We start from the raw sequence: 18,533 nt of genomic DNA on the forward strand, positions 1-18,533 counted from the left end.
CATCGTCCTTGGGGGCTCCGCCCCCAAACCCCCGCTCCACAAGCGCCGGAGGGGCTGAAACTAGGCCACGAACGTGCGCGGCGCCTCACTTCCCCCGCTCGCTCCCGTTTCCACCAACCGCGCCGCCGCGGCCAACCGCACCGCCGCCTCCTCGGCCACCGCACCGCCCACGGTGAACGGCAGCCGCACATACCCCTCGAAGGCGCCGTCCACCCCGAAACGCGGCCCGGAAGGCACGCGCACGCCCACGCGTTCGCCGACCTCGGCGAGGCGCGAGCCGGAGAGTCCACCGGTGCGTACCCACAGCGTGAGCCCGCCCTTCGGTACGTCGAACTCCCACCCGGGCAGCTCCCGTCGTACGGCGGCGACGAGGGCGTCGCGGTTCTCCCGGGCCTGGCTCCGCCGGATGCGCACAGCCTGCTCCCAGCCCCCGGTGCTGAGCAGCCAGTTCACAGCGAGCTGCTCGACCACCGGTGTGCCCAGGTCGGCATACGCGCGCGCGGCGACCAAGCTGCGGATGACGTCGGGCGCGGCCCGCACCCAGCCGATCCGCATGCCCGCCCAGAAGGCCTTGCTCGCGGACCCGACGGTGATCACGGTCGAGCCGGCGGGATCGAAGCCGCACACGGGGCGCGGCATTTCCAGACCCTCCTCCAGGCTCAGTTCGCTCATGGTCTCGTCGACGACCAGCACGGTGCCCGCGGAACGCGCCGCCTCGACAAGCCCACGCCGCTGGTCCTCGCCGGCGAGGGCGCCGGTGGGGTTGTGGAAGTCGGCGACCACGTAGGCGAGGCGGGGCGCCGCGTCGCGCAGGACCTGGCGCCAGCGGTCCATGTCCCACCCGGCGAGCCCCTCCGCCATGGCGACGGGGACGAGGCGGGCGCCGGCCTCGCGCATCAGCTGGAGGATGTTGGCGTACGAGGGCGACTCGACGGCGATGCGCTCGCCGCGTCCGGCGAACAGGTGACAGATCGCGTCGATCGCGCCCATGGCCCCGGTGGTCACCATGATCTGCTCGGGCATGGTGGGGATACCGCGGGCGGTGTACCGCTCGGCGAGCATCGAGCGCAGCGCGGGCAGTCCGGCGGGATAGTCGCCGTGCGTGTGCGCGTACGGCGACAGCTCCTCCAGGGCGCCCTGCACCCCGCGGGTCAGCCACGGCTCGGGGGCGGGGAGCGCCGCGCAGCCGAGGTCGATCATGGATCCGACGGCCTCGGGCGGCAGCGGCTCCAGGCCGCGCGCGGGCAGCGGGTTCCCCGCCGGTACGGCGGTCCAGCTGCCCGCTCCGCGTCGGGACTCCAGGAAACCCTCGGCCCGCAGTGCCTCGTAGGCGGCGGCGACCGTCGTACGGCTGACGGACAGGGACAGTGCCAGCTCGCGTTCGGCGGGCAGCCGCGCGGCGACCGGCACCCGGCCCTCCAGTACGAGCAGCCGAATGCCGTCGGCGAGCGCGCGATAGGCGGGCGGACGACGGGTGCCCGGGCCGGCGGGGCGCTCCTGCTGGGAGTTGAGCAGCCGGGCGAGCTGTGCGGCACCCATCGCCGAAGTCCACTGCGCCATGATCCCAGTCCACCTTCTCTGAATTGGCCTTGGATGACATCTTCAACCAAGCCACAGAATGTCATGCGCCAGGCCACTACCACCACTACAGGGGGCATCTCTTGTCCACACCCGCCGACGGCGCCGCACGCTCCGAGAACCCGACGCCCTCCGGCCCCCGGCGGCTCCCACGCCGCCTCGTCCAGCTGTACGCAGGCCTGGCACTGTACGGCGCCAGTTCGGCTCTGCTCGTGGAGTCGGGCCTCGGCCTGGAGCCCTGGAACGTGCTGCACCAGGGTCTCGCCGAACTGACCGGCCTGACGATCGGCGTGGTCTCGATCATCGTGGGCGCTGCGGTGCTGCTCCTGTGGATCCCGCTGCGCCAGCGTCCCGGTCTCGGCACGGTCTCCAATGTCTTCGTGGTCGGCATCGCCATGGACGGCACGCTCGCGCTGGTTCCGGACGCGCACAGCCTGGCGATACGGATCCCGCTGCTCGTCACGGGCATCCTGCTCAACGGCGTGGCGACCGGCCTCTACATCTCGGCCGACTTCGGCCCGGGGCCGCGCGACGGCCTGATGACGGGCCTGCACCGGCGTACGGGCCGCTCGATCCGTCTGGTGCGCACGGTCCTGGAGGTGGTGGTCGTCGCCACCGGCTTCGCGCTCGGTGGCACAGTCGGCGTCGGCACGGTGCTGTACGCCGTCGCGATCGGTCCTCTCGCACAGCTGTTCCTGCGCGTGTTCGCCGTCCGCACGGCACCGGTCGGCAGCACCGTCGTTGCCGCCGGTCAACCGGAGCGAGCGATACTGCCCGGGTGAGCCCGCGCATACGCCATCCCTACCTCGACCACCCCGGCCCGATCGCCTTCGCGCACCGCGGCGGGGCGGCGGACGGTCTGGAGAACACCCTGGCCCAGTTCCGGCGCGCGGTGGAGGCGGGCTACCGCTATCTGGAGACGGATGTGCACGCGACGGCGGACGGCAGGCTCGTCGCCTTCCACGACGCGACCCTCGACCGGATGACGGACGGCGCGGGCCGGATCGGGGACCTCCCCTGGGACGACGTGCGCCACGCGCGCGTGGCGGGCAAAGAGCCGGTTCCCCTCTTCGAAGAACTCCTCGAGACCTTCCCCGAGGCGCGCTGGAACATCGACGTCAAGGCCGAACCTGCTCTGCAGCCGCTGCTCGACCTGATCGACCGCACGGGCGCCTGGAGCCGCGTCTGCCTCGGTTCCTTCTCCGAGGCGCGCGTCTCCCGCGCCCAGCGCCTGGCCGGGCCGCGCCTGGCGACGTCGTACGGCACCCGCGGCGTACTCAATCTGCGGCTGCGCTCGTGGGGCATGCCGGCCGCCCTGCGCCGTTCGGCCGTCGCCGCCCAGGTCCCCGAGTCCCAGTCGGGCGTGCTGGTGGTCGACCACCGCTTCATACGGACCGCCCACGCGAGTGGGCTGCAGGTGCACGTGTGGACCGTGAACGCACCGGAACGTATGCACCGGCTCCTGGACCTGGGAGTCGATGGCATCATGACCGATCACATCGACACGCTGCGCAAGGTCCTGGAAGACCGGGGCACCTGGTTCTGAGCCTCCTCGCGCGGTCCGTTCACGGGGAAGCGAGGGGCACGGATGAGCGCGGATACCGTGCGATCAGAGGTGGCGGACGAGGCCGCCGACCGGCGGCGCGAGCAACGCGGCTGGTACTTCTACGACTGGGCGTGCTCCGTCTACTCGACGAGCGTGCTGACCGTCTTCCTCGGCCCCTATCTGACATCGGTCGCCAAACACGCGGCGGACGCGGACGGATTCGTCCACCCTCTGGGCATTCCGGTCCGCGCCGGTTCCTTCTTCGCGTACACGGTCTCCGCCTCGGTCATCCTGTCGATCTTCGTGATGCCGATGGCGGGTGCGGCCGCCGACCGCACCGGCCGCAAGAAGCCGCTGCTCGCGGCCGCCGCCTATCTGGGCGCCGCGGCCACCACGGGCATGTTCTTCCTGGACGGCGACCGCTATCTGCTGGGCGGACTGCTGCTGATCGTCGCGAACGCCTCGGTGGCCGTGTCGATGGTCCTGTACAACTCCTACCTGCCGCAGATCGCCCCGCCCGAGGAACGCGACGCGGTCTCCTCCCGCGGCTGGGCCTTCGGCTACGCGGCGGGCTCCCTGGTGCTGGTCGCGAACCTGATCCTGTTCTCGGGCCATGACACCTTCGGGGTCTCCGAGTCGACGGCCGTCCGCATCTGCCTGGCCTCGGCGGGTGTCTGGTGGGGCGCCTTCACCCTCGTACCGCTCAAGCGGCTGCGCGACCGCCGTACGTCCCCTGCCGGGACGGCGTCCGTGCACGGCTGGCGGCAGCTGGCCGCCACGGTGCGCGACATGCGGGGCAAACCGCTCACGCTCGCCTTCCTGCTCGCGTACCTCGTCTACAACGACGGCATCCAAACGGTCATCTCACAGGCGTCGGTGTACGGCTCCGAGGAGCTGGGCCTGAGCCAGTCGACGCTGATCGTGGCCGTCCTGCTGGTCCAGGTGCTCGCCGTCGGGGGCGCCCTGGGCATGGGGCGGCTGGCCCGCACCTACGGCGCGAAACGTACGATCCTCGGCTCGCTCGTCGCCTGGACGGTGACGCTCGGTGCCGGATACTTCCTGCCTGCAGGCGCGCCCGTGTGGTTCTTCGTCCTCGCCGCCGGCATCGGTCTGGTCCTGGGCGGCAGCCAGGCCCTGTCGCGCTCCCTTTTCTCGCACCTCGTGCCGGGCGGCAAGGAGGCCGAGTACTTCTCGGCGTACGAGATGAGCGACCGCGGTATGAGCTGGCTCGGCCCGCTTCTGTTCGGGCTGACCTACCAGCTGACGGGAAGTTATCGGGACGCGATCATCTCGCTCGTGGCCTTCTTCGTCATCGGATTCGTGCTGCTCGCGAGGGTTCCGGTGCGGCAGGCGGTGCGCGACGCGGGCAACCCCGTACCGGACAGGATTTAGCGCCCAGGGCCAAAGGCCGGTAGTGTACGCGTTTGGCCTGCCAGGCGTACCGTTACTGCGCGTCAAAGATAGTGAAGCGTTGGGTGACATCTGCTGCCAGATGTGACAAACCGGGCGCCGGTGGGTACAACAAGGGGCGGCTACGACGGCGACGCATGACCCGGAACGGGAATCTTTACCGCCGACCGGACGTTGACCGGATGACGACGACAGCGACACCTGTCCTGTGGGCGACAAGCCCGGGAGGCACGATTCATGAGTGAGCGAGCTCTTCGCGGCACGCGCCTCGTGGTGACCAGCTACGAGACGGACCGCGGCATCGACCTGGCCCCGCGCCAGGCCGTGGAGTACGCATGCGAGAAGGGGCACCGGTTTGAGATGCCCTTCTCGGTCGAGGCGGAGATCCCGCCGGAGTGGGAGTGCAAGGTCTGCGGGGCCCAGGCACTCCTGGTGGACGGCGACGGCCCTGAGGAAAAGAAGGCCAAGCCCGCGCGTACGCATTGGGACATGCTGATGGAGCGGCGCACCCGAGAGGAGCTCGAAGAGGTCCTCGAGGAGCGCCTGGCCGTTCTGCGCTCCGGCGCGATGAACATCGCGGTGCATCCGCGGGACAGCCGCAAGTCCGCGTAGCCCCTCCGGGGGCTGGGCGGCATACAACGCACGCCGAGACCGCGGGCGCCGTACGTTCACCGTACGGGGTCCGCGGTCTCGTGCGTTTCGGCTCCGCCGGGTTTGCGGTGGGGGGCGTGGCTCCGCCCGGGTTTGTTTTTGGTGCGGGCCGGTGGGGGATGCCCGGCCCTGGGGGCTGCGCCCCCAGACCGCCATGTCGCTTCGCCCCCCAGACCCCCGTGTCGAGCCTCGCCCCCAGACCCCCGTGTCGCGCTTCCCCCCACACCCCCCGTGTCGCGCTTCGCGCTCGGCCCCCCTGTCGCGCTCCGCGCTCGTCCCCAAACGCCGGACGGGCTGAAAATCTCGAGCCCTCTCAGCGATTCAGCGGAGGGCGCGGACCCGTCTCCGAGCCGCCCCGTCCCTGCCCGTCCTCGTCCCTGATGACCTCGCCCTGGACCACCTTGCCGTCGGGGCGGTGGATGCGGGCCTGGTGGAAGGCGTCGCCGAAGGTGCCGGGGGCGGCCTCGCGCATCTTGCGGTCGAGGGTGCGCTCCGTGTAGCGACTGAGGGCCTTCTGGACGGGCGGGATCAACAAGAGCAGGCCGAGGGCGTCGGAGATCAGGCCCGGGAGCATCAGGAGCAGGCCGCCTAGCATCATCAGCCCGTTGCCCTTGCCGCCCTCGCTCGAGGGGGAGACACCGTTCTGCTGCTGTTGGAGTGTCTCGCTGAGGTTGCGGAAGGCTCGGCGTCCGGCGCGCTTGATGACCGCGGCGCCCAGGATGAGACCGGCGACCAGCAGCAGGAAGACGGTGAAGCCGCTCGCCGCGCCGGCGACCACGGTCAGCAGCCAGATCTCCAGCACCAGCCACGCCGCGATGCCGAGTGGCAGGAAGGTGCGCAGCCGCGAGCGCCGCGGGCGCGCGGGGTGCGTGGGAGTGGGAACGCCAGTCGTCATGGTCCCAGTGTGCCTGGGCGCGGCTCAGTACGGCATAAGGGGATGATCAACACTGGCTGTGCATCGAGGCCGGGCCCGGGTCAGGAGCGCTTGCGGCCCGTGATCTTGCCGATCCGCTCCCCCACACCCCACGTCGTGACGCGCCACAGCGCCTCCACGAGGATGTCGCGGCTCATCTTGGAGTCGCCGAGTTCGCGCTCGACGAAAGTGATGGGTACCTCGACGACGTGATAGCCGGCCTTGACGGCGCGGCGGGCCAGGTCGACCTGGAAGCAGTAGCCCTGGGAGGCGACCTCGCCGAGACCGAGGCCTTCGAGGGTCTCGCGGCGGAAGGCGCGGTACCCGCCGGTGACGTCGCGGATCGGCACGTCGAGCAGGACGCGGGAGTACAGGCTGCCGCCGCGGGAGATGAACTCGCGGGACTTGGGCCAGTTCACGACCCGCCCGCCCGGCACCCAGCGCGAGCCGAGCACGAGGTCGGCGCCCTTCAGGGCGGTCAGCAGGCGGGGCAGCTCCTCCGGCTGGTGGGAGCCGTCGGCGTCCATCTCGACGAGGACGCCGTAGTCGTTCTCCATGCCCCAGCGGAAGCCCGCGAGATACGCGGCACCGAGGCCTTCCTTGCCCTTGCGGTGCAGCACCTGGACGTGGTCGTCCTCGGCGGCCAGCTCGTCGGCGAGCTTGCCCGTGCCGTCGGGGCTGTTGTCGTCGGCCACCAGGACGTGCGCCTCGGGCACGGCGGCTCGCACCCGGCCGACGATCTTCTTGATGTTCTCCGCCTCGTTGTAGGTCGGGATGATCACCAAGGCCGTGCCGAGCGGGCCGAACTGTCTCCCCTGGGCTCCTGCCGCGAGGGTCCCGTCGCCGTCGTTCACTGCTGCCCCTTCGTGTCCGTACGCAGGGCTCCACCATAGTGCGCTCACCCTGCCTTGCCGCGTCGCCGCGTTAGTACGGGGGTGTCGATTCCACAAGAGCGGGGTAAGAGCGAGCGGCCCCGGGTGCGGAACGGGTGTGCTGCGGATCGGGGCCCGGCGCCCTTCGGGCCGACCAGGGACCCGCTGGCTGCGGGCCGACCGAAAGCCGTTGTCTACTGAACGTCCGGGCCCCACCCGGGTCACACCTGCCGACTTGTCGGAACGTTCCCTCGCCTCGTTGCTCGGGCGCTGGGCCTGGCTCCCAGTGGCGGTGCGCCGGTGCGGCACACCACCCCTGACCCAGCGGCGCTTCGAGGCCGCGCGGAAGTTCCCCGGTCGGACGTCCGGTGGTGGACCCGGACGAACCTACCGGCCCCCTGCGGCCAGCTGTCAACAGCCGTGTGACCTGCGGGCTTTCCCTCAATTGCCTGGTCAGTGCGGAGGATACGCAGGTCGCGAGACGACGTGGCGAGCACTGATCGGGGCCGCGCCACCCCGGGACATCACTCGTTAGGCCGTACGAATACCGTCCGCCCGCCGACCACGGTGCGCAGGCAGACCGGCAGGTCGTTGCCCGGGGTCAGATCCGGCAGTCCGGGGGTGCCGGAACGGGGATCGGTGGACCATCGGGCGACCCGGTCGTCGGGGGCCTGCACGACGAGGTCCTCGGTGCGCCACACGGCGTAGTCGGCGGGTGCGCCCGGCACCAGGACCCCCGCGTCGTCGCGTCCGACCGCCCGCCAGCCGCCGCGCGTATGCGCGGTGAACGCGGCGCGTACCGACACCCGGTGCTCGGGCGTGCGGTGGAAGGCGGCGGCGCGGATGGTGCCCCACGGGTCGAGCGGGGTGACGGGGCTGTCGGAGCCGAAGGCGAGCGGCACACCGGCGCGCAGCAGGGCCGCGAAGGGGTTGAGCGCGCGGGCCCGTTCGGTGCCCAGGCGCTGCGCGTACATGCCGTCCTCGCCGCCCCACAGCGCGTCGAACGCGGGCTGCACGGAGGCGGTGAGCCCCAGCTCGGCGAAGGCCGCGATGGTTTCCGGGGTGAGCATCTCGGCGTGCTCTACGCGGTGCCGGGCGGCGCGCACGCGGGCGAGGCCGACCTTCTCGGCGGCGGCGCGCACGCCCTCGACCACGGAGGTCACCGCGGCGTCCCCGATGGCGTGGAAGCCCGCCTGGAGGCCCGTCTCGGTGCAGGCCACCACGTGCGCGGCGACCGCGGCGCTGTCGAGGTAGGCGGTGCCGGTGTGTTCGGCGTCGGCGTACGGCTGGTGCAGGCAGGCGGTGTGCGAGCCGAGGGAGCCGTCGACGAAGAGGTCGCCGGCGGCACCGAGCGCGCCCAGCGCGCGGGCCTTCTCGACATCCTGCTCGGCCCAGTAGCCGACGACCCGCGGCCCCGGCTCCTCGGCGGCGAGCCGGAGCAGCCCGCTGAAGTCGTCCTCGGAGGAGATCTCCGGGCCCGCGCACTCGTGGACGGAGCCGATGCCGAGCGATGCGGCGTGGGCGAGCGCGGCGCGCTGGGCCTCGATGCGCTGCTCCCCCGTGACGGCCCCGAGCGCGGCGCGGCGCACGGCGTGGTGGGCATCGCGGGTCAGGGGACCGTCGGACGAGTACCCGGCGCGCGCGGTGACCGCGGGGACCAGATCCAGGAGCGCGGTGGTGACCACGGCGGAGTGCACGTCGATACGGGAGAGGTAGAGCGGGCGTCCGCCGGTCGCCTCGTCGAGTTCGGCGCGCGTCGGCGGGCGTCCGTCGGGCCAGCGGGCCGCGTCCCAGCCGTGGCCGAGCAGCACTCGGTCGGCGGGGCGGGCGGCGGCGAAGTCGCGGACGAGGGCGAGCGCCGCGTCCAGGGACGGGGCGTGGGACAGGTCGAGGCCGGTGAGCGCGAGCCCGGTGGAGGTGGTGTGCACATGGGCGTCGGTGAACGCCGGGGTGACCAGGGCTCCCTCGAGGTCCACGACCTTGTCGACGCCCCCCGCGAAGGCGTCGGCGGCGCCCTCGGAGCCGACCCAGGCGACTTGCCCGCGCTCCACGACCATCGCGGTCGCGAAGGGATCGGCGGGACTGTGGACTTCTCCACCGCGCAACAGCACGGTGTCCGACGGGGCGGTGCTCTCACTCATGGGGAACAGTCTCGCGCCTCCCGCCGGCCCGCCGATGCCGGGGTCGGTCAGATCCGCGGTGGCCGCGCCTCGTACGGCGTCGACAGCACCACCGTCGTACGCGTCGACACGCCCGCCAGGCTGCGCAGCCGTGCGAGGAGCTCCTCCAGTTCGTGCGGGGTGGAGACCCGCACCTTGAGGATGTAGTTCTCGTCGCCCGCGACGCTGTGGCAGGCCTCGATCTCGGGGACGCCGCCGAGTCGTTCCGCGATGTCGTCCGGGGCGCTGGGGTCGAACGGCTTCACCGAGATGAAGGCGGTCAGGGGCAGCCCGACGGCCTCCGGGTCCACGACCGCGGCATAGCCGCGGATGACGCCGCGCTGCTCGAGTCGGCGCACCCGCTGGTGCACGGCGGACGTGGACAGGCCCGTGGCCTTGCCCAGGTCGGTGTAACTCATCCGCCCGTCTGCGACGAGCAGCTGCACAATCTGTCGGTCCAGCTCCTCCATGACGCAAGAACCTACAGTGCACTTGATCCCCTGGGATACTCAGCGACGCAGGTCATACCCGGTTCGTGATGTGCTGAGAGGGGCCTGCGCGCCGCCCGGGGGACAAATCCACCGGCCGGGCACCTGCGGGCGGCATGTGACGAACGCCACATGGCCGCAACCGGGTGCGTGATGTTCTCGTGATTACCGCAGAGACGGGACGGGAAGTGCTTGCTGTGGTCGAGGCCGCAGTGCCTTGTCGGCCCACCCGAGGGGGAGAATCCCATGCAGAGTCTTAAGCGCCCTGGTCGTTCCGCGTCCAAGCGGCAGCAGCCGGTTGTCGAACCCGAGCCGGAGGGCGTCGAACCGGACGCCCTGGACGGCGAGGAGTTCGACGCGTACGACACCTTCGAGATGTACCGGGTGATCTGCCCGGACTGCGCGCAGCCCATCGCGCTCCTGGCGGACGAGGAGGTCCTGCCGGAGCACGCGTTGTGTGCTTCGCCGTGGAATCCGTTCGGGCTCACGGTCTGCTCGGGCACGGGCCGAGCGGCGGCCGGTGCACGGCCCGCGGACGAGTCCGCGGAGCTCCAGGAGCAGGACACGGCCCTCCTGTTGACGCTTCCTCAGGGCCTCGACTGGCGGACGCAGCCGTTCTCGCACGTGGGCGGCCCGGGCTCGCGCCCGATGCGGGTCCCCGAGATGCGGCGCCAGGCCGCCTGACCGGTACTCGCGCTCAGCGACCGGCTTCCGGTTCATCCCAGTAGCTGCCCTGCACCATGGCTCGCAGGCTGCCGTGGTGCAGGATCAGTGTGTCCGGATCCGGGGGTACGGCGACCTCGCCGAAGTACGCCTGGCGGTAGGCGACGCGCAGCATGACGATCGCGTGCCGCAGTGCGGCGTACAGCGTGTAGAAGTCCATGTCCCGCGGTGTGTGGCCGGTGAGTTCGGCGTAGCGCCGCTCCACGCGGTCGCGGCGCAGGAAGCCAGGCAGTCCGGGCTGGCCGAAGCTCACGGTGAGGTCCTGGAAGAAGCGGTGGAGATAGACGGTCCAGCCGAGGTCGACCTCGCGCGGTGCCTGCGCCGCCATCTCCCAGTCGAGGACGGCGGCGGGTGCGAAGCCGTCGTAGATCACGTTCCCGATGCGCGCGTCACCCCAGTTGAGCACCGCCTCGCCCTCCTCCCGCGGCCAGAGCGCGCCAAGCCGGTCGAAGGCGCTTTCGATGAGGGGCGAGCGTGACAGCCCGTCAACCACCCATGCGTAGTACGCGCGTTGGGCCATGACATGACGGTGCAGCGGGCTGTCGTCACCGGGCAGTGCCAGGAAGTCGGCCTCCTTCACCGGCACTTGCTCGTGCAGTCGTGCGAGGAGTCCGATCGAGGCGGCCTCCAGGTGCTCGCGCTCCGCCTCGCTCGCCGCGTGCAGCCAGTTCCCCTCGTACGTGTAGGGCATGACGTCCGGAGGCACGCGCCCCGCGACACGCTCCATGACGAAGAACGGCGCTCCGAGCGGCTCGGGGTCCTCCTCCAGCCACAGCACGCGTGGCACCGGCAGATCGGTGCGCGCGGCGACCAGACGCATCGTGCGGTACTGCCGGGGCATGTCGTAGACCGGGAAGACGGTGTACGCCGCCGGGTCCGCCGCCAGCCTCAACGCACAGGACCGCAGAGGCGGTTCGGGGTGCTCGATGTCGAACAGCAGGGTCTCGCTGGACATGCCGTTGGACTCGGGGGCTGTCACGTTCACCGCCGCGGCGCCCGGCAGACGTGTGCGAAGCCAGGCGGACAGACGGCGGGTCAGTTCCTCCGGATCGCGGGTGGTGGTACGCGGGCGGGGTGCCGTGGCCATCTCGCCATCCCCCTTCAGGGTGCGACCGAGTCGAAGCCGGTGAAGCCGCTGGGATCGTGCCGGCCGAACGAGCCATGCTCGAAGATCCCGTGGCCTACCTGCCCATTCAGCGTGAAGCGGGCGGCGTGGTCGATCACCCCGTACGCGGCGAGGGGGTGCGCGGTCGGATCGGAGAGGTCGTGGACGCCGTGATCCGTCCAGCCGTGGCCGCGCCAGGTGCCGTGCTGCCAGTCGTCGGCGGGCGGATAGCCGGCGCCGACGGCGAGCGGGGAGGAGGTGAGCACCTCCACGCCCAGTTCCATGGGTTTGCGGTCCAGCGGATGCGTGAGGTGGATGACGGCGGAGGTGGGGTGGCGGGTGCCGGAGCGGTAGGTGATGTCGGTCTGGGGCCAGCCGAGTTGGAGGTCGCGCTCGCCGTCGCGCACGAGCGTCGCGTCATTGAGCGAGCGGTGGCCGTCGGCGTCCTCCTGGGTGATGACCATCAGGAAGCGGTCGTCGAAGCGGACGGGAGACCAGATCCAGTGGAACCCCTCTGTCGGGTTCTCGTCCGCGAGCCGGCCGCCTTCTTCCCCCGGTATCGGACGCACTCCCCAGCTGCGGTCGCGGGTGCCGGTCCACTCGCGCGCCGAGACGGGGATCTCCTCGCCGTCGACACGGATGACGCCCTGGGCGCCGCCCGCCTGCACGAAGCGGCGGCCCTCGAGAGTGAGCCGCCCGCCGCGGCGCTGGATGTGGTGCGGCTCCCAGAGGGCCGGAAAGTCGGCGGTCCAGGTGAGGTCGTACGACAGGGCGTCATCGGCCGACTGGAGGCGCAGGCGGCGCAGCGGCTCCTCGACGGTGATCCGCAGGGGTCCCACGGAGAGGTTCATCCGGTCGTCGCCGAGCGCGTCCGACGCCCGAACCGCGTGCAGACGGTCGCCGAGCCGCAGGGTGGCGTACGCGTCGATCACCCCGACGTTCGGATAGACACCGAGGCCCACGATCAGCAGCGCCCGCCCCTGATGATCGAAGACGTGGAAGATGCAGCGGTCGTACGCGTTCCGGTCACCGGTCGCGACGTGCTTCATGGACAGGGGAACCTGGTGCACGGGGTACTCGTCGAGGGCAACGGGGCGGTCGTCGGGCACGTCAAGCCTCCCTGGGCGCACGGCAGTTGGTGTCATCCGGAGGGGCGCGGCCACCGGCGGCGCAGTTGACGGTACGTCAGAAGTCCGCGAGGGGCCAGATGTGGCGTCGGCCGGTGGTCCCCGTACGGGCTCGCCGCGAACTCACGGTCGATTCCGTGGACGGGTGACCTGCCCGGCCGCCCGCGCGTTGCCCCGGCATGACCCCCACATATTCCGAGACCGGGCGTCGACGCCGGATTCTTGTCCCCGCTCCGGCAGAATCGGTTCCGCCAGGCCCCCAGCCCGTGCAGGATCCCCCCATCTACCGCGCCCTGATCCGCACCTGGGCCGACCGCGGCCGCACCCTGCCGGGGCGCCACGACCCGGAGTGGGTCCGGCTCGCGGCGCCGTCGGCGATGTACGGGTACGGATCGTCGGCGATGTACGGCTACGGGCAGCTCAGTGCGACTCGGGACCCGCGAGGTGACGGGCGATGACCATGCGCTGGATCTGATTGGTGCCCTCGACGATCTGCAGCACCTTGGCCTCGCGCATATAGCGCTCGACCGGGAAATCGGCGGTGTAGCCATAGCCGCCGAGCACCTGGACGGCGTCCGTGGTGACCTTCATGGCGGTGTCCGTGCACAGCAGCTTGGCCATGGCCGCCTGCTTGGAGAACGGCCGTCCGGCGTCGCGCAGCCGCGCGGCCGCCAGATAGAGCGCCCGGCCCGCCTCGATCTGGGTCGCCATGTCCGCGAGCATGAAGCGCAGTCCCTGGAAATCCGAGATCGGCCGCCCGAACTGCTGCCGCCCGGTCGCATACGCCACCGCCTCGTCGAGGGCCGCCTGGGCCACGCCGATGGCGCAGGCCGCGATGCCGAGCCGTCCGGAGTCGAGCGCGGACAGGGCGATCGCGAAGCCCTGGCCCTCGTCACCGAGGCGCCGGTCGTCGGGGATCCGCACGCCGTCGAAGTGGACCTGCGCGGTGGGCGAGCCCTTCATGCCCATCTTCTTCTCGGGCGGCGCGGCGCTGAGCCCCTCGGCGTCGCCGGGCACCAGGAAGGCCGTGATGCCACGGGCGCCCTCGCCGCCGCTGCGCGCGAGCACGGTGTAGAAGTCGGCGACACCGCCGTGAGTGATCCAGGCCTTGGTGCCGGTGATCACCCAGTCCTCGCCGTCCCGCACGGCCTTCGTACGCAAGGACGCGGCATCCGAGCCCGAGGACGGCTCGGAGAGGCAGTACGCGCCGAGGAGACCGCCGCCGAGCATCGCGGGCAGGTGCTCGACCTGCTGCGCCTTGGTGCCGTAGTTCGCGAGGGCGTGGCAGGAGAGGGAGTGCACGCTGACGCCGAGGCCGACGGTGAGGCGGGCCGCGGCGAGCTCTTCGAGGGCCTGGAGGTAGACCTCGTACGGCTGGTCTCCGCCGCCGTACTCGCAGGAGTAGGGCAGCCCGAGCAGTCCCGACGTGGACAGCAGTCCGAAGACCTCGCGCGGGAAGCGCCCGGTGTCCTCTTCCTCGGCCGCCTTCGGGGCGATCTCTCGCTGCGCGATGTCGCGGACGAGTGAGATCAGATCCCGGGCCTCGTCCGTGGGCAGTTGACGGTCCACCGGCTGCGGGGCGCGGTCGGGCATGGTGACGCTCTCCTCCCTGTCGGGCACATCGGCGGACGCACACCTTGGGTGGGTCTGCTCCGCCGGTCTCACCTAGCCCAGCCGATGCTCCCGTCCCGGATTACGGAACCTGCTGATCAGCGGCTGTGGCGCTGTGAGTATGCCCGATCGGAGGCATCGAGTCACCAGTTAACGACCGCTTACTAAAAGAAAGGGAAATTGGTCCGAACCATTGACGCACTGGTCTAGTCCTCCTACTGTTCCCACAACGCTTCACCGCGTTCATGCCAAACGATGAGCGGCAGGCCCCAGCGGCCGGCCTCCGGCAGGTCCCAGCACCATCGCCCCGACACGCTCCCCTCCCCCACGAGGAGACCCGATGCTCAGACCGCACCGCTCCCGCGCCCGTTTTCGGGCGCTTCTGTCCGCCGCATGTTGCGCCGCCCTCGGCGCGGGGCTCCTCGCCGGCGCGGGCACCGCGACCGCGAACGAGACCAAGGAGACCTCCGCCGCCGCGGCCGGTTCCAAGGTCGTCGGCTACTTCACCGAATGGGGCGTCTACGACCGGAACTACCACGTCAAGAACGTCGAGACGTCCGGATCGGCCGCCAAGCTGACCCACATCAACTACGCCTTCGGCAACGTCACCGGCGGAAAGTGCGCCATGGGCGACTCGTACGCGGCGACCGACAAGGCCTACACCGCCGACCAGTCGGTGGACGGCGTCGCCGACACCTGGGACCAGCCCCTGCGCGGCAACTTCAACCAGCTGCGCAAGCTGAAGAAGAAGCACCCGAACCTCAAGGTCCTCTGGTCCTTCGGCGGTTGGACCTGGTCGAGCGGTTTCGGCGAGGCCGCCAAGAACCCGGCCGCGTTCGCCCAGTCCTGCTACGACCTGGTCGAGAACTCCAAGTGGGCGGACGTCTTCGACGGGATCGACATCGACTGGGAGTACCCGAACGCGTGCGGCAACACCTGTGACACCAGCGGCAGGTCGGCGTTCAAGAACGTGATGGCAGCGCTGCGTTCGAAGTTCGGCGGCGGCAACCTCGTCACCGCGGCGATCACGGCCGACGCCACGGCCGGCGGCAAGATCGACGCGGCGGACTATGCGGGAGCGGCGCAATACGTCGACTGGTACAACCCGATGACGTACGACTACTTCGGCGCCTGGGACTCGACCGGCCCGACGGCCCCGCACTCGCCGCTGAACTCGTACTCCGGCATCCCGAAAGCGAACTACTACACCTCGGCGACCATCGCGAAACTCAAGGGCCTCGGCATTCCGGCCTCGAAGCTGCTGCTCGGCATCGGCTTCTACGGGCGCGGCTGGACCGGCGTCACACAGGCGGCACCGGGGGGTACGGCGACCGGCCCCGCGGCAGGCACGTACGAGCAGGGCATCGACGACTACAAGGTGCTCAAGACGAAGTGCCCGGCGACCGGCACGGTCGGCGGCACGGCGTACGCCAAGTGCGGGAACAACTGGTGGAGTTACGACACCCCGTCGACCATCGCGGGCAAGATGAGCTACAAGAACGCGCAGGGCCTGGGTGGCACCTTCTTCTGGGAGCTGAGCGGCGACACCTCGAACGGCGAGCTGATCAAGTCGATCAACTAGCCTTAGATCTATGGCATTTGGGGGCGGGGCCGGTCTCGGTCCCGCCCCTCGCGCTCAGGTGTCCCGGCGTGCGGCCGTCGGGGCCGGGTAGGAGGGATCGATCTCCTCGACGGCGCGCATCGCGCCGCCCAGCATCTTCACCAGCAGCTCGCGCATGGTCTCGCGCGACAGCGCCTGGTGGCCGATCCAGTCGAGGGTGGCGCCCTCGACGCTGCAGAGCCAGCCGAGCAGGGCGATGCGCGGGAGCGGGGCGATCTCGCGCCGCCCTCCCCCACTGCCGGCTTCGCTCGAGCGGGGGGACCCCCACGCTCCTTCGGCGATCGTCTCGACGATCACCTCGCGCACGCCCTCCCGTATGGCCTGCACTTCGGTGTCGAAGCCGACGCCGCCGCTGATGATCGTGCGGTATGCGGCCTGGTTGTACTCGGCGTAGCGCAGATAGCCGTCGATGGTGCGGTGCACCCGCTCCGCGGGGGGCAGTTCGCGTCCGTCGGCCGCCCTGGATATCAGGTCCGCGACGGAGTCCTCGACGATGGCGAGGTAATAGCCGCGCTTGGACTTGAAGTAGTAGTAGATCAGCCCCTTGGCGACGTGCGCCTGCCGTGCGATGTCATCCATCGACAGCGCGTCGTACGACGTGTCGGCGAACAACTTCCGCCCGATGGCGATGAGTTCGGCGCGGCGCGCCAGTGAGCGGTCGGTGCCGCGCGCCCGCGGGCGGTCGACACCGCGCTGTTGACTGTGATTCAATTCCGGTCCTGGTCTCCAACTGCCGGCGGGACGTTCGCAGTATGGCAGACCAGTACCACCTGCCTGTTCGACTCTGATCGACAGGGGGTGGGGTCTCGTAAGGGCCGTCTTCCGCGAGCCCGGCTCACGGCTTCGTCGGCTCACTCACAGCAGGCCGAGCTGGGTGACGAGCATCGCCAGAACCACCACCAAGGTCCAGCCCATGACGTGCTCGAGGATCTTCGGGCCGTCGTCCTGGGGGCCGCCGGTGCGGGCACGGACACGGTCGGCGGTGGCGGAGGTCGCGGTCATGGCATCTCGCTGACGTAGTGGTGCGGTGGAATCCCCCCGCGTCCCGTCGGCTCCCCACCGACCCGACCACCTTGCCACCGATGCGGGTTTCAGCGGTAGAGACCTTGGTCACGCCCGACACTTCGACGTGGTTCGAATGCCTGTGTTTTCCACAACGATGTGAATGGACTGTGCGTCTCATCACAGGACAGCGGTCAGTCAACGGAAAGGTCTTCGATGAGCACGTTCAGGACACCCCGCCGCAGAGCTCGCCTCGCCCTCGCGGCGGCGATCACCGTGGCGGCCGCCCTGACGGGTCCGGTCTCACAAGCCGCCACCTCTCCCTCCGCCGCCCCGTCGCCCGGCGCGGCGGGCCTCGGCGACCCGATCTTCCCGCTCGACGGCAACGGCGGCTACAAGGTGAGCCGCTACACGCTCGACTTCGACTGGCAGGCACCGAAGACACCCTTCGGGGCGTCGACGACCATCAGTGCGACGGCGACCCAGGTACTGTCCCGCTTCGACCTGGACTTCGCGGGCAACACCCTGCACACGGTCACCGTGAACGGGAGGACGGCCACCGCTGAGCGGGAGGGTGACGAGCTGGTGATCACCCCGAAGGCACCCCTCGCCCAGGGCAAGGCCTTCACCGTCAAGGTCACCTACACCGCCGACCCGACGCAGATACGCCATCGCGACGACGCCATCGAGGACTACGGCTGGATCCCGACGCCCGACGGCACGGTGCTCTATCCGCAGCCCAACGGCGCCAAGATGATCTTCCCGTCGAACGACCATCCGAGCCAGCGCGCCCCGATCACCTTCCACATCACCACACCGGCCGGACTCAAGGCCGTCGCCAACGGCAGGCTCACCGACCGCACCGAGCAGGCCGACGGGCGCGTGAAGTGGACGTACGACTCCGAGCAGCCGCTGGCGACGCAGCTCGCGCAGCTGGCGATCGGCAAGTTCACCTTTGTCGACAGCACCGGGCCGCACGGGCTGCCGATCCGCGATGTGGTCCCGGACGACCTCGTAGCGCCGACCGAGCAGTACCGCAAACTGACCGCCGACCACATCGCGTGGCTGGAGGAGCGGCTCGGCCCGTACCCCTTCAACCGGTACGGCCTCCTCGTCGGCGACACCGACCTGGGCGTGGCCCTGGAGACGAACACGCTCTCCCTGATCCCGAAGGCCGACCTGCTCGGCGACCAGGTCAGCGCCGAACGGAACCTGGTACATGAGCTGACCCACCAGTGGACCGGCGACAGCGTCGGCATCAAGACCTGGTCCGACCTGTGGCTCAGCGAGGGCCACGCCCGCTTCTACGAACGTCTGTACTCGGAGGCACACGGCGGTGTGAGCTTCGAGGACACCATGAAGACCGCGTACGCCAACCACGACCAGTGGCGCCACGACTACGGCGCCCCGGCCGAGCCGACCGAACCGAACCTCTTCAAGCGGATGCGCTACGACGGCTCGGCGCTCGTCCTGTACGCGCTGCGCGAGAAGGTGGGCCAGGAGACGTTCGGGAAGATCGAGCGCTCCTGGGTGACCACGTACCGCGGAAAGATCGCCGGCACGCAGGACTACATCGATCTGGCGTCGAAGGTCGCGGGCGAGGACCTCGAGGGCTTCCTGCACCCGTGGCTGTACGGCGCGAAGACCCCGCCGATGCCGAACCACCCGGACTGGGTGGTCAATCCGGTCCAGAGCTGAGCGCCGCGGGGCGGCCCTGTGAGGACCGC

General features: G+C 70.5%; 18 protein-coding genes. 8 read left to right on the forward strand and 10 right to left on the reverse strand.

The annotated features are described in order from the left end of the window. Window positions 1-60: 60 nt before the first annotated feature. Window positions 61-1,560 carry a PLP-dependent aminotransferase family protein gene (locus AB0D27_RS32275; RefSeq protein ID WP_362515818.1) on the reverse strand — a complete coding sequence of 500 codons (1,500 nt, stop codon included), beginning with the start codon at window positions 1,558-1,560 and terminating at the stop codon, window positions 61-63. A 101-nt stretch (window positions 1,561-1,661) separates the two neighbouring features. Here AB0D27_RS32275 and AB0D27_RS32280 point away from each other — a divergent pair, with 101 nt between their 5' ends. The 4 genes from AB0D27_RS32280 to AB0D27_RS32295 all read left to right on the forward strand — a co-directional run bounded on the left by AB0D27_RS32280 (window position 1,662) and on the right by AB0D27_RS32295 (window position 5,146). Further along, window positions 1,662-2,360, forward strand: a complete 699-nt coding sequence (locus AB0D27_RS32280; RefSeq protein WP_362515820.1) for a hypothetical protein — start codon at window positions 1,662-1,664, stop codon at window positions 2,358-2,360. Continuing rightward, window positions 2,357-3,124, forward strand: coding sequence for a glycerophosphodiester phosphodiesterase (locus AB0D27_RS32285; protein WP_362515821.1), 768 nt, complete (start codon window positions 2,357-2,359; stop codon window positions 3,122-3,124). Before AB0D27_RS32280 ends, AB0D27_RS32285 begins: the two co-directional genes overlap by 4 nt. Window positions 3,125-3,166: 42 nt before the next feature. Next, window positions 3,167-4,516: an MFS transporter gene (locus AB0D27_RS32290; RefSeq protein ID WP_362515823.1), complete on the forward strand. Its 1,350-nt coding sequence runs from the start codon at window positions 3,167-3,169 to the stop codon at window positions 4,514-4,516. 255 nt (window positions 4,517-4,771) lie between these two features. Next, window positions 4,772-5,146, forward strand: coding sequence for an RNA polymerase-binding protein RbpA (locus AB0D27_RS32295; RefSeq protein WP_003977404.1), 375 nt, complete (start codon window positions 4,772-4,774; stop codon window positions 5,144-5,146). 352 nt (window positions 5,147-5,498) lie between these two features. Here the strand turns inward: AB0D27_RS32295 and fxsA are convergent, their stop codons facing one another. From fxsA to AB0D27_RS32315, 4 genes are all read right to left on the reverse strand, one after another. Beyond that, window positions 5,499-6,080, reverse strand: coding sequence for an FxsA family membrane protein (fxsA, locus tag AB0D27_RS32300; RefSeq protein WP_362515825.1), 582 nt, complete (start codon window positions 6,078-6,080; stop codon window positions 5,499-5,501). Window positions 6,081-6,160: 80 nt separating this feature from the next. After that, window positions 6,161-6,952: a polyprenol monophosphomannose synthase gene (locus AB0D27_RS32305; protein ID WP_362515826.1), complete on the reverse strand. Its 792-nt coding sequence runs from the start codon at window positions 6,950-6,952 to the stop codon at window positions 6,161-6,163. Between the two features lie 542 nt (window positions 6,953-7,494). Then, window positions 7,495-9,111, reverse strand: a complete 1,617-nt coding sequence (locus AB0D27_RS32310) for an amidohydrolase (protein WP_362515828.1) — start codon at window positions 9,109-9,111, stop codon at window positions 7,495-7,497. Between the two features lie 47 nt (window positions 9,112-9,158). Beyond that, window positions 9,159-9,599: an Lrp/AsnC family transcriptional regulator gene (locus AB0D27_RS32315; protein WP_362515830.1), complete on the reverse strand. Its 441-nt coding sequence runs from the start codon at window positions 9,597-9,599 to the stop codon at window positions 9,159-9,161. Between the two features lie 264 nt (window positions 9,600-9,863). Between AB0D27_RS32315 and AB0D27_RS32320 the strand changes: the two genes are divergently transcribed. After that, entirely contained in the window at window positions 9,864-10,301 is a 438-nt protein-coding gene (locus AB0D27_RS32320) for a hypothetical protein (RefSeq protein WP_362515832.1), read from the forward strand. A 13-nt stretch (window positions 10,302-10,314) separates the two neighbouring features. Here the strand turns inward: AB0D27_RS32320 and AB0D27_RS32325 are convergent, their stop codons facing one another. Both AB0D27_RS32325 and AB0D27_RS32330 read right to left on the reverse strand, forming a co-directional pair. Further along, window positions 10,315-11,427, reverse strand: a complete 1,113-nt coding sequence (locus AB0D27_RS32325) for a phosphotransferase family protein (RefSeq protein WP_362515833.1) — start codon at window positions 11,425-11,427, stop codon at window positions 10,315-10,317. A 14-nt stretch (window positions 11,428-11,441) separates the two neighbouring features. Then, window positions 11,442-12,554 (reverse strand): hypothetical protein, encoded by a 1,113-nt coding sequence (locus AB0D27_RS32330; RefSeq protein ID WP_362515835.1) that lies wholly within the window; start codon window positions 12,552-12,554, stop codon window positions 11,442-11,444. A 197-nt stretch (window positions 12,555-12,751) separates the two neighbouring features. Here AB0D27_RS32330 and AB0D27_RS32335 point away from each other — a divergent pair, with 197 nt between their 5' ends. Continuing rightward, window positions 12,752-13,030, forward strand: coding sequence for a hypothetical protein (locus AB0D27_RS32335; protein WP_362515836.1), 279 nt, complete (start codon window positions 12,752-12,754; stop codon window positions 13,028-13,030). Here the strand turns inward: AB0D27_RS32335 and AB0D27_RS32340 are convergent. Next, the gene (locus tag AB0D27_RS32340; RefSeq protein ID WP_362515838.1) at window positions 12,993-14,165 is read right to left on the reverse strand and encodes an acyl-CoA dehydrogenase family protein; all 1,173 of its coding nucleotides are present in this window, start codon (window positions 14,163-14,165) and stop codon (window positions 12,993-12,995) included. The two genes, AB0D27_RS32335 and AB0D27_RS32340, sit on opposite strands and share 38 nt — an antisense overlap. 358 nt (window positions 14,166-14,523) lie before the next feature. Here AB0D27_RS32340 and AB0D27_RS32345 point away from each other — a divergent pair, with 358 nt between their 5' ends. Next, window positions 14,524-15,765, forward strand: a complete 1,242-nt coding sequence (locus AB0D27_RS32345; protein ID WP_362515839.1) for a glycoside hydrolase family 18 protein — start codon at window positions 14,524-14,526, stop codon at window positions 15,763-15,765. A gap of 54 nt (window positions 15,766-15,819) precedes the next feature. On the opposite strand, the gene AB0D27_RS32350 is transcribed toward AB0D27_RS32345, so the two are convergent. Then, on the reverse strand, window positions 15,820-16,515 hold the full coding sequence (locus tag AB0D27_RS32350; RefSeq protein WP_362515840.1) for a TetR/AcrR family transcriptional regulator: 696 nt from the start codon (window positions 16,513-16,515) through the stop codon (window positions 15,820-15,822). Between the two features lie 144 nt (window positions 16,516-16,659). Next, window positions 16,660-16,806, reverse strand: a complete 147-nt coding sequence (locus AB0D27_RS32355) for an SCO1431 family membrane protein (protein WP_362515842.1) — start codon at window positions 16,804-16,806, stop codon at window positions 16,660-16,662. Between the two features lie 216 nt (window positions 16,807-17,022). Between AB0D27_RS32355 and AB0D27_RS32360 the strand changes: the two genes are divergently transcribed. Further along, window positions 17,023-18,504, forward strand: a complete 1,482-nt coding sequence (locus AB0D27_RS32360) for a M1 family metallopeptidase (RefSeq protein WP_362515843.1) — start codon at window positions 17,023-17,025, stop codon at window positions 18,502-18,504. Window positions 18,505-18,533: the final 29 nt, after the last annotated feature.

It is taken from the genome of Streptomyces sp. NPDC048415, assembly GCF_040651675.1.
Classification (GTDB): Bacteria; Actinomycetota; Actinomycetes; order Streptomycetales; family Streptomycetaceae; genus Streptomyces.